Source organism: uncultured Mobiluncus sp. (genome assembly GCF_963511525.1).
Lineage (GTDB): Bacteria > Actinomycetota > Actinomycetes > Actinomycetales > Actinomycetaceae > Mobiluncus.
The window spans coordinates 25,259-39,100 of the sequence record NZ_CAUPIY010000005.1; the positions used below are offsets into that span (position 1 = coordinate 25,259).

The 13,842-nt window shown below is 61.5% G+C and carries 14 protein-coding genes; 1 reads left to right on the plus strand and 13 read right to left on the minus strand.

Annotated elements, in window-relative coordinates:
• Nucleotides 1-2: 2 nt before the first annotated feature.
• From RQ935_RS04985 to RQ935_RS05000, 4 genes are read right to left on the minus strand one after another with little or no spacing between them, the layout of a single operon-like run.
• The gene (locus tag RQ935_RS04985) at nt 3-1,589 is read right to left on the minus strand and encodes a recombinase family protein (RefSeq protein WP_007000828.1); all 1,587 of its coding nucleotides are present in this window, start codon (nt 1,587-1,589) and stop codon (nt 3-5) included.
• Nucleotides 1,590-3,026, minus strand: coding sequence for a recombinase family protein (locus RQ935_RS04990; RefSeq protein ID WP_311497534.1), 1,437 nt, complete (start codon nt 3,024-3,026; stop codon nt 1,590-1,592).
• A gap of 19 nt (nt 3,027-3,045) precedes the next feature.
• On the minus strand, nt 3,046-3,261 hold the full coding sequence (locus RQ935_RS04995) for a hypothetical protein (protein ID WP_005295626.1): 216 nt from the start codon (nt 3,259-3,261) through the stop codon (nt 3,046-3,048).
• On the minus strand, nt 3,258-3,629 hold the full coding sequence (locus tag RQ935_RS05000; protein WP_311497465.1) for a hypothetical protein: 372 nt from the start codon (nt 3,627-3,629) through the stop codon (nt 3,258-3,260). Before RQ935_RS05000 ends, RQ935_RS04995 begins: the two co-directional genes overlap by 4 nt.
• Before the next feature lie 250 nt (nt 3,630-3,879).
• Between RQ935_RS05000 and RQ935_RS05005 the strand changes: the two genes are divergently transcribed.
• A complete protein-coding gene (locus RQ935_RS05005; protein ID WP_311497466.1) occupies nt 3,880-4,068 on the plus strand; it encodes a hypothetical protein in 189 nt (62 codons plus the stop codon).
• A gap of 83 nt (nt 4,069-4,151) precedes the next feature.
• Here RQ935_RS05005 and RQ935_RS05010 read toward each other — a convergent pair whose 3' ends face one another.
• From RQ935_RS05010 to RQ935_RS05050, 9 genes are all read right to left on the minus strand, one after another.
• A complete protein-coding gene (locus tag RQ935_RS05010) occupies nt 4,152-4,994 on the minus strand; it encodes an N-acetylmuramoyl-L-alanine amidase (RefSeq protein ID WP_311497467.1) in 843 nt (280 codons plus the stop codon).
• Complete coding sequence (locus tag RQ935_RS05015) at nt 4,994-5,464, minus strand: holin family protein (protein ID WP_005295618.1); 471 nt, start codon at nt 5,462-5,464, stop codon at nt 4,994-4,996. The genes RQ935_RS05010 and RQ935_RS05015 overlap by 1 nt, the downstream gene beginning before the upstream one ends.
• Nucleotides 5,465-5,556: 92 nt before the next feature.
• Complete coding sequence (locus RQ935_RS05020; protein WP_042379003.1) at nt 5,557-5,754, minus strand: hypothetical protein; 198 nt, start codon at nt 5,752-5,754, stop codon at nt 5,557-5,559.
• The gene (locus RQ935_RS05025; RefSeq protein ID WP_013888243.1) at nt 5,747-6,208 is read right to left on the minus strand and encodes a DUF1617 family protein; all 462 of its coding nucleotides are present in this window, start codon (nt 6,206-6,208) and stop codon (nt 5,747-5,749) included. Before RQ935_RS05025 ends, RQ935_RS05020 begins: the two co-directional genes overlap by 8 nt.
• Before the next feature lie 15 nt (nt 6,209-6,223).
• The gene (locus tag RQ935_RS05030; protein WP_311497468.1) at nt 6,224-9,139 is read right to left on the minus strand and encodes a phage tail spike protein; all 2,916 of its coding nucleotides are present in this window, start codon (nt 9,137-9,139) and stop codon (nt 6,224-6,226) included.
• A gap of 84 nt (nt 9,140-9,223) precedes the next feature.
• Nucleotides 9,224-9,910, minus strand: coding sequence for a hypothetical protein (locus tag RQ935_RS05035; protein ID WP_311497469.1), 687 nt, complete (start codon nt 9,908-9,910; stop codon nt 9,224-9,226).
• Complete coding sequence (locus RQ935_RS05040; RefSeq protein ID WP_060797828.1) at nt 9,910-12,597, minus strand: tape measure protein; 2,688 nt, start codon at nt 12,595-12,597, stop codon at nt 9,910-9,912. Before RQ935_RS05040 ends, RQ935_RS05035 begins: the two co-directional genes overlap by 1 nt.
• A 220-nt stretch (nt 12,598-12,817) precedes the next feature.
• Complete coding sequence (locus RQ935_RS05045) at nt 12,818-13,225, minus strand: hypothetical protein (protein WP_005295598.1); 408 nt, start codon at nt 13,223-13,225, stop codon at nt 12,818-12,820.
• 12 nt (nt 13,226-13,237) lie between these two features.
• Nucleotides 13,238-13,834 carry a major tail protein gene (locus tag RQ935_RS05050; protein ID WP_005295596.1) on the minus strand — a complete coding sequence of 199 codons (597 nt, stop codon included), beginning with the start codon at nt 13,832-13,834 and terminating at the stop codon, nt 13,238-13,240.
• Nucleotides 13,835-13,842 lie beyond the last annotated feature (8 nt).

Here is a 13,842-nt window from a genome sequence, read left to right on the forward strand (position 1 = left end):
GGTTACTGCTTGATGGCGACTACTTGGGTGCTGCCGTCGCGAAATTGAAAGGTGACGTTGCCGTCGACGTCGACGGTGCCTTTATCGAGCAAAGCTACGCAGAGGTATGGGCTGAAGACCAAGCGTTCAAGATCAAGGTTGGCGGTCTCCTGCATGTAATAGTGGTAGGCGGCCAGTCGGTTGTTTTTGTTCTGGATCTCGGCGACCACGGCAGCGTGATCAGCTAACAGCGCCTGGTGCTGTTCGTGGCTAGCGTTGAACGCCTTCTCGTAGGTTTGCTGGTCTTGAGCGACTCGTGCGTTGTGGGCGATCATCGATTGGAGCTTTTTGGCCACCTCGTTGATCTGAGCGAGAAGCCCGGCGGCCTCAACCTCCAGGTCACTCGTGTCGAGGGCGTCGAGAACGGCTTGGTTGACACCTGTGTCGGTCGATGAGCCGAATCGAAGGCGAATGGCCTTAAGGAACATGTCCTTGAGTCGTTGATCGCTGATGTGCCCGGTGGCGCATTTTTCCTGGCCTGCGTATTTGTGGCCGCACCGCCAGATGACCTTTTCGTACTTACTGCCCGCGTGCCAGGTTTTCGAGCCGAAGAAGTGCCCGCACTGGCTGCACTCCAAGGTCGATGAGAAGGGCCGGGTGCGATGCTGGGTTCGCTGATCTCTAGCCCCTTTAGCTATTTCGGCTTGGACGAAGTCCCACACTGCCGGGCTGATGATCGCCTCATGGCTGGCGGTGACGTAGTACTGGGGTACTTCGCCTTGGTTGATGACTTGACGTTTCGTCAGGTAGTCAGCGATGTACGACTTCTGCAGGAGGGCGTCACCCTTGTATTTCTCGTTGGTGAGAATCGCTCGTATGGATTGGTAATACCAGGTCTTGTTGCCTGCGGCGGTGAAGGTCTCTGGTTCGTCGGTGAGGGTGCGGGCGATCGTGCCGATGGACATGCCACCTAAGTACATGTTGTAGATACGGCGCACGAGTTTGGCTTGTTCGGTGTTGATGACGAGGCTGCCGTCTTCGCCTTTGTCGTAGCCGAGGAACCGAGAGTATGGGACGGTGACCTTGCCGTCGGCGAAGCGTTTGCGGTGTCCCCAGGTGACGTTTTCTGAGATGGAGCGGGCTTCTTCTTGCGCCAGCGAGCTCATGATGGTGATGAGGAGCTCGCCTTTGGCGTCGAAGGTCCAGATGCCTTCTTTCTCGAAGAAGACCTCCACGCCTTTGTCTTTGAGGGCTCGAACGGTGGTGAGCGAGTCGACGGTGTTGCGGGCGAACCGGGACACACTCTTGGTGATGATCAGGTCGATCTTGCCGTCGAGCGCGTCGGTGACCATCTGCTGGAATCCAGCGCGGTGTTTGGTTGAGGTGCCTGTGATGCCTTCGTCGGTATAGACCTTCACGAACTGCCAGCCCGCGTGATCGCTAATGTAGCGGGTGTAGTAGTCGACCTGGGCTTCGTAGGACGTCACCTGATCGTCGTGGTCGGTGGACACGCGGGCATACCCGGCGACCCTGCGCAGGGTTGTCTGTCCAAGTGGAGCACCAGTGTGGAGCGCTCGGGTGGCGGGGATTGCTGTGACGGTGCGGGCCATTTAGCGTTCGCCTCGCTCGGCGCGCAGGCGCTCAGCCTCTGCCTTGGCCACGGCCCGGTACTTCGCCAATGCTTCTGGTGGTGTTGGTGCTTGCCGTGGGTTGTTCAACCCGAGCCTTTTGGCTTCTGCCCAGCGGGCACGCAAGAGTTCACCCCAGGCGGCTTTTCTTGCTGGGGTCCACGAGCTCTTCTTCAGGTTTGGTCGCCACGTGTGCGAGCTGCTGGTGCCATCGGTGTAATGAAACGTGTAATGGTCTTTTCCCTGCACTTCGATGTGGTCGATACGCTCGTTGAACACCTCTTGGTCGAAGGTATCGATACCCAGGACTCGCGCGATGAAGCCTTTGAGTGCCGTGTCAGAGATCTCGCAGGTGCCGCATCCGGTTTTGCGGCCTTTCTTGCGTTCGGTGCAGATCCAGTGCTCGGTGGAGATCGAGTTTTGGGTTTTCGGATTGCGTACGTTGCGCACAAACGAGCAATCGCAGGACACGCATTTGATCTTCGACGTCAACGCCACAGTTTCGATGGACCAATTCGCGCGGGCACCGAGCTCGCGACGTCGAGCGATCTCGGTTTGTACAGCGGTGAAGGTGTCGCGGTCGATGATCGCGGGGATCGCGTTTTCCACCAGGTATTGCGGCAACTGGCCGGTGTTGCGCACTGCTCGTCCAGGCCTACCCTCCGGAGTGGACCATCGCCCTAACAAGAGGTCGCCGGTGTAGTGCGGGTTCTTCAGGATGTGACGGACCCATTCCCCGGGCAATTTGTTATCAGCCAGGTGCGGAACCCTACCGTCAGCGATGAGCTGTGCGGCCATCTTTTCGCACGAGGTCTTCTTCATGTACTGGGCGAAGATCCAACGCACCACGGCTGCTTCTTCTTCGATGATCTGCACGTCGGTGCCGTCAGCGGAGTCGGTGTAACCGTATAGGTGGAAGCCGTTCGCTTTGCCTTCTTCGAAGCCTTTCCAAATGCGCCACTTCACGTTTTGGCTGATTTGCTCTGATTCTGCCTGCGCGAAAGACGCCAGCAGGGTGAGCATGAGTTCTCCGTCAGCGCTGGTTGAGGAGATGTTCTCTTTTTCGAAGCGCACCTCCACCCCGAGGTCTTTGAGTTCGCGAACGGTTTCGAGCAGGTCGACGGTGTTGCGAGCGAAGCGCGAGATCGACTTGGTGAGGATCAGGTCGATCGCTCCTTTCCGGGCAAGGGCCAGCATTTCTTGGAACTGGGGTCGATGCGTGGTGGTTCCAGAGATTCCAGAATCGGCGAACACTCCGGCGAACGTCCAGCCAGGAGTGTCGTGAATGAGTTGCTGGTAGTAGGAAACTTGGGTGGACAAACTCAGCGGTGTGCGCTCGGTTTCCATGCTGATGCGGGCATACGCTGCCACTTTCACAAGCGGAGAAGCACTGATCGGTGGCGGGGTGATTTGCTCCATTCTCTTCAAGGTATTTCTCCTAGTCAGACAGGGTTTCAGGTTGTATCCATACATCACTCAAACCCTCGAGATAGTCAACGAAACTGGCTCTTTGTAGGGCGGCCAAGGGCGCATCTGGGGCGTCGAGACGCTGGCACACGGTGATGGCTTCGCGTGGGGTGAGGATGCCGCGTTCGAGAAGCTGCTTGACCTGCGTGAGTTGGTGATGAGCCGTCAGCTCGGCTGCCATGTTCATCGTTTGCCGCCACGGGTGTTGAAACGGTGCTGGATGTAGCACGGGTGGCAGCAGTACTTGCGTTTCACCTGGCTCGTGCGAGCCACAGTGACCTGTCGGTGGCAGTTCGCGCAGACCAGTTCTTCGGTGACCACCCTGCGGTGGGTGGCCCACCAGGCTCGTCGACACGCGGTGGTGCAGAACTTCGACCCTTGCCGGAGCTCGATTGGCTTGCAGCAGTGCAAGCACCACACTCCAACTGGGTCCGTGACCTGCTCAACAGCAGGGTCGACGGTGATGCCGTGTCGCAGACAATAGGTCTTGACGCTGTTGGCGTTGAGATCCAGGTGCGCGGCGATACGAGAGTAGGCAACTCCTGCAGCGCGCATCATCTGGATGTGATGGCGATCAGTCTGGTTCAGAGCCATGAGCAGGCCCTCCTGGGAACGAGGCGAAAGGTGGTCGCCCATACGCCGGTTGCACCAGACGAAACCGGACAGCAGAAAGCAAAGCCTCCCGGCCGCGTTCGCGCCCGTGGCTGGGTTCGCGCCCCTATTCGGAAAAGGCGGTTATTCTTTGCTCAATTCACAATGTGGAGCGATCGACGTGTGAACCGTGACAGAGCAAGGGCGGGTGAGGATGACTGACGACGACGGTGAACTCCCGGTATTTCTCGACGACCAGTCGTACCGAACCTGTTCAGAATGCACCTCAGTCTGTGTCCCTGACCCGTTTACTGCAGGCGAAGGTCAAGGCATCAAGGTCGCGTTCATCTGCCCGAGCTGTGGAGTGCAGTCCGTCATCGACCCGTTCGAAGACCTGCGGTAAACACCAGCTCCGCAAACGCACAAAAGGCCCCGCCACCACCTCGATGAAGGTGATGACGGGGCCAGAGAGTGCTCTCGCGTGGGTTAGCCGATGCCGAGCTTCTCGTTGACGCGCTTCTGCACGGCCGCGTAGTTGGCTCCGAGTCGGCGCTTGCGTTCCTCACCGTTGCCATAGTCTCCACGGATCACCGCATCAGCCAGAGCGTCGATGTTGACGGAGGGCTTGGCGGGGCTTCGTCCGGCGAGCTTTTCGTTCACGCGCTTCTGTACCGCAGCGTAGTTGCCGCCGAGTCGGCGCTTGCGTTCCTCGCCGTTGCCGTAGTCTCCACGGATGACCGCATCAGCCAGAGCGTCGATGTTGGCGGAGGGCTTGGGTGCGGGCGGTGTGGGCTTTGCCGGTGGTGTCGGGGCGGGCTTGGTGCCGCTCATGCGGTCGTACCAGTACTGGGCGCGTGCCATGTAGGCCGCATGCTGGCTTCCTGCAAGGGAGGCCGGGCATTCGGTGGCAGAGAAATGCTTGTGGCCGAACACGTTCTTGCCCCACACGGGTCGGCCGAGCTTGTAGTAGTGGCAGATGGCCGCGACGAGGTGGGCACCGTTGTCAAGGCAGGCCTCGGAGATACGCCAGGGCTTGGAGGAGATGTCGGCGTGCTCGATACCGATGGAGGTGGTGTTGGCATCCCAGTTGCCTGCATGCCAGGCGGTGTCGCGATCCCACACGAGCTGGCCGATGCGACCGTTGGAGTCGACCTGGTAATGGGCGGATGCTTGGCGGGTCTGCCACACGTCCCAGATGGACTTGATGGTGAGGTTGCCTGCGTTGTGGTGGATGATGACCTTGTTGATCTTCCGTCCGCTTCGTCCGGCGCTGTAGTGCTTGTTCATCAGCCGGTTTTCGTCGGCTTCGAGGGTGGCCCAGTTCTTCATCAGAGGTTCTCCTTTTCTGCTGAGGTGGTGGTTTGGTTGGGGTGGTGTTCGAGGTCGGGTTTGCCGGTCACGTCACGGGTGACCAGGTCCAGGGCGCGGCGGATGTGGGCTGGTACGGGCAGCCCGAGCCGGGTGGCGTTTTCGATCAGGGAGATGCCTTCGTTGGACAGGTAGAACACGACGGTGGCGGTGCGTAGTGCTCCGGGTGTTCCGATGACGTGCACGTCGAGCAGGTGGGCAAGTCCGATCAGGGTAAAGATGAGGATCTTGCGGGAGATGCCCCGGAATCCGATGGCTGAGGAGACGCGGCGTTCGGCGATCGCGGCGAGTACGCCGGTGATGTAGTCGAATACGATGAAGGCGATGAGCGCGTACACCAGGCCGTCGAGGCCTCCGAGGAACGCGCCGATGACGGCCCCGACCCCGGCCAGGCCGGTTTGGATCGTGGCCCAGATAGCTTTGAGCGACATAGAAAGTGGGTTCCTTCCCGTTTGTGGGCACACGACAAAGGCCCGTACCCAGGTGGTCGGGGTACGGACTTTCGGGGTAAGCCAGATGTGGTTTACAGGTTGGGGCTAGTGAGGACGTCCAAGACTGTGTCGGTTAGGTCGAGGCTGCCGGTCGACGGACCGACTTCCTCGACGTGTTCGGGGCTGTTTTCGGTTGGTGGGACAGGCACCGGGTCGGGCTGGGCTGGTTCGATCGGGTGAATCACCACTTCCTCACCATCAACTGCTTCGGCTGAGGTTTTCTCACTCATCGGTGTCATCGACCTCCGCCGTCCTCACTGCGTCATGTTGGGCTGCTTCTACAGCGTCGAACAGAACGTTGTATGCCTCCGCCTGCTCACCGGCTAAGGGCTCGTCGTAGTCGGCTAGCAGCTGTGCGATATCGGTGAGGTGGGTGGCGTAAGTGGGGCCATCCACCTCAGCCACTGAGTCCAACAGCTGCTCGCGCAGTGTCAGGAATTCGGCGAGGTCGGTGCCACCGGCGAGTTGAAAGGTGCCGTCTTCGCTGATGACGGGCTTGCCTTCCTCGTCGAGGATGGCGTGGGTGGTGACGAGGTCATATTCGTCCTGGCCGAACCGCAACTGCGCGTTCTTGACCAACTCGAGCAGTTTGGAGCGCGCCCGCGATTGAGCAGGCTTGAGAGACATCGTTTCGAGAAGATCGTGGATGGGTCCGAGGTGACGGTTAGCGATCAGTACACGCATGCGTGAAGGTTCTTTCTAGACGAGGGTGGTGGACATGGCCGACAAGCCGGTGTTGTTGTAGTTGGTCCAGGTGATGTTCGACCCGGAGCCGGAGATGGAGACGATCCAGCCGTAGTTCAGGCGGCGGATGATTTCGTTGACCCTTGTCATCAGGTCTTTGAGCCGGTCGAAGGCCCGCGACATGTTGTAGAACGTGCCGTTCGTGGTGATAAGCAGGTCGTAGGTGTGGAAGCCGATCCGTGCCAGCCCGCTGGACCCCGACAAAGTGGCGTAGGTGCCTTTCCCGCTGAAGGCTACGTCTTGAAACATGACGTAGCGGGTGTCAGAGGTGTAGACCTTGTTCCCGTTGATCCGCAGGTCAGCGCCCAGGTGGATCCCTGCCCGCCCATAGAACTTGCCCTTCGGATCCAACGTCAGACACGTGAAATAGTCGCCGGTGGAGGTCGTCTGATACGTCCAAGCGACGTAGTCCCCCCGGTAGGCCAACTGGTTGACGATGCCTTGGATATCGGTGGCATCCTTTTTCGCCCGGCGGGCCATTTCACCGATGTAACGCGTCCCGTACCAAAACCGCAGACCGGACGACGTGATCGTCCCCTCCAACGAGGATCCGGAGTACCACGAGATTTGTGTTGGCGTAATCCGGATCGAACTCGTCCAGCCCGCCAGTCCTACTTGGATCGCGTTAGTCGCGAGCTTGTCAGCAGTGATCGACTTGGCGCCAATCCGGGCAGCGTTCAAGGTCCCGGTGGTGATTTTCCCGGCATCCAACGCCGCGATCTTTGCGGAGGTGATTGCGGCCTCAGCAATCATCGCGGTTTTGATGAAGCCGTTAGCGATGGTGAGTTTGTCGCTGGTGATCGATCCGGCCGCGATCCTCCCCGCAGACAGGGTGCCGGTGGTGATCTTCGACGCTGACAATGAGCCGATTTTCGCGTCCGTGATCGCCGCGTTAGCGATCATCGCCGTCTTAATGAACCCATCAGCGATCGTGAGCTTGTCACTGGTGATCGATCCGGCCGCGATCCTCCCCGCAGACAGGGTGCCGGTAGTGATCTTGGCTGCCGACAGGTTGGCGATCTTCGCATCGGTGATCGCCGCGTTAGCGATCATTGCGGTGGTGATCGTGGCGTTATCGATGCTGGTTCGGCCGGTGATGTGTATGCGTTTACCGTCAATCAGGATGGTTTCGGGTGAGATGTTGATCTGGGAGATGATCTCGCCTGAGCGCACGCGCAGGTTCAGGTCGCTGGCCATCATTGAAAGCGACGAGGCGAGGCTGTTATCCGCGTTCGCCAGCTCGGTGAACCGGGCCTCGCTGCTGGTTTGAACCTGCCGTGCCGTCTCGTAGGCCGTATCGGCACGGTGCCGGGCTTGGGAAACTGAACTCTCAAGCCCGGCAACCTTCACGCCAGCCTCACCTGCTACCGCCTCAGCCTGCCGTGCTGTGGCTTCGGCCTGGCTGGCCGCCTCGCGCGCCTGGCCGATCTCGGCTTCGGCTACGGTGAGGCGAGCACCGACAGCGGCAGCGGCAGCTTGGGCATCGTCAGCAGCGGTTTTCGCGGCCTCCACCTCAGCGCGAGCCTCAGCAAGCTCAGCACTGACCTGAGCATGGTTGAGGTCCGTGGCAACGGCAACCCATCCGGGCTCGCCGGTGTCGGTGACCTGGTAGATCCAGATCTCGATGCTCTCGCCATTGTCCCTAAACCACGTATCCCCCAGGCGGGCGGCAGCGGGCTGCGTAGGGCCGTAATGGTTGGTGGATTTCCCGTCCGCTGATGCCAGCGCCACGCCAGCAAGATCAGCAGCCATCTGGGCGGCCGTCTGCGCGGTGGTGATCTGGCGGGTGATCGAGGTGAACTTCCCTGCAACCGACCCCAACTCCACCGAAATATATGTCTGTCGGAGCGGGTCGTACTCGTAGCCGACAACCCGCGCTGACAGGGACACGCCCAGGTCGGCGTGCTGCACCGTCACCGTGTCTCCCAGCAGGACGGTCTCCAGCTCAGCAAGGTCGGCGTACTCGGTCGTCGAGGCGAGGTCAACGAAGGAGACGGTGTAGCTCGCGGCAGGGGTATCGATGTGGTTGGTGGCGTACTCGGCCCGGGCGGCTTGACGCAGAATGGCGTGTGCCTGCGGCAGGGGTACTTCGTCCTCGCGGGGGTTCTCGGCGTCGGCGATCGCTTTGATGTCCGGGTAGCGCATCACCTTGATATGCGGGATCGCGTAGTGATCCACGTGTGGTGAGTCGACGTAGAGCTCGGGCAGGGTGATCCCGTCAAATCCGACCGGCACGATCCGGGTGACCACGCTCGTCAGATCGATGGTCGAGGTGTAGCCGGTGAGGTTCTTGCGATCGCGGATCACGACCCCACGATCTGCGCCGCGTGTGGCGGCGTGGTGGATGTGCCAGTTATCGCGCGTGAGCTCTCCGGCCCACCGGGAGGCGAACGTGTTATCCGAGCCCTGGTTCATGATCGCGGCGGCCAGGTTCATCCGCACCACACGCGCAGACGCCCTAGTCGCCGTATCGGAGCTGGTCGCGGTGAACCGGTGCTTCGTGGTCGCAGACCTAAGGAACTGGTCGAGAGCCGCCTTCGGGGTCTTATTGACCACGAAGGTGTCGGCGATGAAGTTGCCTGCCAGGTCGTAGAACAGGTGGAAGGCAGTGACCTCCAACAGCCCGTCCAGGCTCGTGGTGACCTCGTGGATACGAAACCCTTGCCGGATGGTGGTACCGGGAACAGGGGCTGCGATGATCGCCTCGACTGCGAGCTTCGAGGCCAGCGGCCCGTCGGCTGGGTAGGTGACGGTCAGCTGGTAGGCCCCGCCAAGCTCCTCAATGACACGGGCGTCGATGAGTTCAGGGTCGAGGACGCCCTCGCCGGTGGCGGTGAACGTGGTGGCAGTCGGGGCATGAACGGTGAGCATCGGTGGGGTTCCTTTCACAGACGTGCGCCCGCAGCCAAGAGCAAAACGGCTACGGGCGCACTGGAAGCAAAGAGATGGGCCAGGTTAGGGGTTTCGCCAGTTCCCGGTGATCTCGACTCTGGAGATGCCACTACTGAGACTGACCCGGTTGACCCCTGGGGTGAGGATCGGGAACGTGCCGGTCAGGGCGTCGGTTTGTACCCGGCCTGCGACGTGTGCGACAAGGCGGGCCGAGTCCAGGGTGATCTGCCCTGCCGGTGACTGTACGCGGTAGGTAGTTCCGTTGATCGTCAGCGTCAACGCCCCGGTGCCCTTGATCGTGATGATCGGTGCCGCATCCACCAGACCGGGGTTGGTGATCTGTCCGGAGGCGGTGAGCGTGTGGGTGGTCAGCCCAGAATCGAGGTAGCTAAACGGCTCGCACACCAGGTGCGCCTCGAAAAAGCCCCACGAGGACATGTCCGCGCGCAGTGGGCTAATGGAGGCGTGTTTGACCTTGTGGAACGCCCCGGGCTGGTGGGACAGGTGAATGGTCGCCGCCCGCTCCAGCGCCAGTGCGGCCTTGTGGTAGGCGGCCAGGCCGCCTGTGATCGCCAGCGGCAACGTGATCGACGTGTCATGCCAGCCGCCCAGGCGGGTCAGCGTCCCGGCTCTGCCCGCCACCTCAATATCGTCGGTGACCCGCTCGGCGACCGGCAGGTCGACCGGGCCTGTGAGCCGCAGGCCCAGCGACGTCGAGGACACTGACTTGTCGAGAGTGAAACCGTGCATTAGACACCTCCTCCAGTGGCGAGCACCGTGTGGTGGGAGTTGATACGAGCCAGCTGGCGGTTGATGCCGGGGGCGAGTTTGCCCACCAGCGTGCCGTCGTTGAGCACGACCTTGATGTCCATGGCCTCCAGCAGTGCCCGGGCGGTCTGGTCGACGATGCCCGCCACCTCTCCTGCGCGCCCTGCCTCTTGGCCGACAGCGCTGTGGCTGGTGGTTGCAGGCGGTGGTTGCAGGTGGGTTGGGGCCAGATCGACCGGGTCCAGGCTGGTGGTGATGGGAACGTCGATACCGCTGGTGAGCTCACCCATGGCCGCCAGGGTGTCAGCGGCAACATCTTGAGCTGCGTCGATGGCGCGGTCGCCGGTGTCTTCGATACCTCCGGCCAGGCCTCGGGTGAGCATGTCACCGACCCACGCCATTTCCTTGGACGGCGAGTTGATGCCGAAGAAGCCGGTGATGCCGTCCCAAATGTCAGAACACCAGCTTGTAACCCTGTCCCAGAGCCAGCCTGCCAGCGACTGGATGCCGTTCCACAAGCCGCGCACCAGGTCCGCGCCAGCAGAGGCCATCTGGCCGACCCCTTGACCGACCGCGCCAACGATTCCGGTGATGATCTGCGGGATCGCCGCCACGATGGTCGAGATGATCTGCGGCAGGTTCGTGATCAACGCGGTCAGCAGCTCAACGCCTGCCATGACCAGTTGCGGGATCGCCCCACCGATCGCCGAGACGATCGCTGCGATGATCTGCGGCAGCGCGGCCACGATCGTGCTGATGATCTGCGGCAGCGCCCCAATGAGCGCGGTGAGCAGTTTGACGCCAGCCTCGATGAGCTGCGGCAGGGCCGACAGCAGCGTGGTGATGATGCCGGTGATGATCTGTGGCAGCACCGTCACGATCGCGGTGATGATCTCCGGGAGCGCGTCGACCAGGGAGGTCAACAACGCAATACCGGTCTCGATGATCTGCGGGATCGCCCCGACCAGGAACTCCACGATCGAGGTGATGATCTGCGGCAGTGCCTCAATGAGCACCGGGATCGCTTCCAGCAGACCCTGGGCGAGCCCGAGGATGAGCTGCAACGCCGCCTCTAGGATCATCGGCAGGCTATCGACCAGGCCTTGGACCAGGGCGACGATCATCTCCACGGCCGCCGGGATGAGCTCCGGGAGTGCCTCACCGATCCCGGTGACCAAGGTGGTGATGATCTGCAGGGCTGCTTCCAACAGTGACGGCAGCGCCTCGATGATCGCCTCCACTAGTGCGACGATGAGCATCACCGCTGTCTCGGCAACCGACGGCAACACCTCGATGATGCCTTCGAGCAGCGCGGTCAGGATCGACATGCCGGTCTCGACGACCATTGGCAGCTGCTCGGCGATGAACCCGAGTGCTTCTTGCAGGATCTCGCCGAGCTTGTCGATCAATGCCGGGGCTCCGCCTTGTTCGAAGGCTGCCGTGAGCTCATCGATCCATCCGTTGACCATCGGCATGACCGTGCCAGCCAGCGCGTCGGTCAGACCTTGGGCGAGCAGGCCTTTGAGGTTGTCGATGCCGTCGCGCATGGTCGACAGCTGGCCGGTGAAGGTTTTCGACTGGGCTTCCATCGCCCCGTGGAAACGGCCGCCTTCCTCGGTTGCCGAAGCGAACGCGTCAGCGACCATGTCCGCGCTGATCGCGCCCTTGGCCATCTCCTCTTTCAGCTCGCCGATGGACTTACCCGTCTTGCGGGAGATCTCCTCCAGCGGGTTGAACCCGGCGTTGATCATCTGGTTGAGGTCCTGGCCGGTCAGCTTGCCCGTCGAGGACATCTGGGCGAACGCCAAGGTCAGTGACTCCATCTTCTGCGCGTCACCTTGGGAGATGTCACCGATATGCATCAGGTGCTTCTTCGCATCCTCCAGGCTGATGCCGAAGGCCAGCAGGGTTTGCATGCTGCCTGCGAGATCGCCCATGCCGAACGGGGTCTTCGCGGCCTGGGTTTTCAGGTCGTTGACCAGCTGTTGGGCTTTGGCCTGATCGCCGAGCATCGTGGTGAAGCTGGTGGTGTACTGCTCCATGCGGGCGTTGTACTCCACCCCGTCCTTCAAAGCATCGGCCATACCCCGGCCGATACTCGCGATCGCCTTGCCGATGCCCTTGACACCAGCGACGATCGCCTCGGCGGCCAGGTTCGCTTTGAGCACGTCACCGAAGACGCGGGTCTTATCCCCGGTGTCGTCCATCTCGTCGCCGAGATCATCGACCGCGTCCTCCAAGCGTCCGGCGTCCTTGGCAGCGTCCTTCGCATCATCGCCTGCCCCGTCGGCCTCGTCCCCGAACTCGCCGAGCGCATCGTTGTTGGCCTTGAGCTCTTTTTCCAGCTCGTTGAGCTCGGCACCGGCGTTGTTGAGCTGGATCTGCCAGTTCTTCGTGCGCGAATCGTTCTCCCCGAACGACGCGGCCGAGTTCTCGAGTGCGGCCTTGAGTGTCTCGATCTTGGACTTTTGGTTCTCGATCTCTTTGGTCAGCACCTGGTTGCGGGAGGCCAGTGCCTGGGTGGACTTGTCGTTCTTGTCGAACTGGGAGGCCACCAGTTTCATCTCCGAGCCCAGCACCCGCATTTCACGGTTGATGTCGGTGATGGCCCGCTTGAACTCGCGTTCACCTTCCAGACCGATCTTGAGACCAAACGATGAGTCAGCCATGAGGATTCACCTGCCTGTCAGTGGGGTTAGATGCCGGTCGGGATGATGTCGTCGATGAACCACACCCGTGCTGGTTTCGCTCGTCCTGTCTCGATCCGCCAGCAGTCCACCAGGTCAAGGAGCTCACCAAAGACCATCAGGCCCACCTCGTCTTGTCTCAGGCCGAGGTGGGCTAAACCGATGTAGGTCAGGCGGGTGAACACTGCCCGGTCGGATTCGACTATCCGTCCGCTGCCGGGCTCGCTTTTGGGGCTGGCTCGGTGAGGATGTCGCGGCGGGTGCCTCGCTGCAGTGCCTCAGCGATCGCACCCCGGTAGTCGGCGATATCGGCAGGAACCGTCAGCAGCTCCACCTCGTCCTCCGTCAACTGCGGGCGCGGGTTGTCGCGGTGGGTGAGGTTGTGGATCTGCACTGACTGGTTGGCCAGCAGTGTGATCAGCCAGATCACCTCGGTCAGTGTCTGACCGAGGTCCTCGGAGGTCTCCAACGCGGTGCCGAGGTTGTCCAGCCCGCCGTAGCGCTCAGCAATCAGCCGGGTGGCCTTGGTGGTGAGCACCAGCTCGTACTCGCTCCCACCAATCGTCACGGTCGCACTGCGAGCGGTGTCACGCGATGGTGTGTCAGTCATGGGGGTGCTCCTTTACTTGCCGGGGCTGGTGGCGGCGGGCTCGTAGACGGACTGGTACCAGCCGGTGATGATCTCGGCCTTGACCTTGGGGTCGCCTTCGGTGGCTTCGGCTTTCCACGGGTGACGGCCCTTCGCGTCTGGCTTGTTGCGACGCAGGATGGTGCCCTCGATGCTCGGGGTGGAGAACGTGATCGAGTCGGCCTTGGTGGCAAGCGTGGTGCTTGGTAGGGCGAACTTGACGCGGTAGAGCCAGAAGTACTGGAAGGTGCCGTTGGAGCGTGCGGCACGGAACCCGATCGCTACCGGTGTGCCGCCGTCTTCCGAGGACGAGATGAGTACCCCGTTGGCATCCAGGGTTGCGCCGGTCAGTGCCGCTGCGGCTTCTGCTCCCAGGTCGTCCACGCCGAGGGTGAGCGTGCCGGATTTGAATTCCTTGACGATCTCGCTGGGCCCGTCGTCGGCATAGAGGATTGCCTCGGCGACTTCGACGGACAACTCCGCTGAGATCGCTTTGGCCAGTGGCTTCGGGCTGGCGTAGGTTTCCTCGCCGGTGGTGGGGTTTTCGGTGATCGTGGCGTAGTAGAGCTTGTCAAGACCAATCGTGGCCATGGGGATTG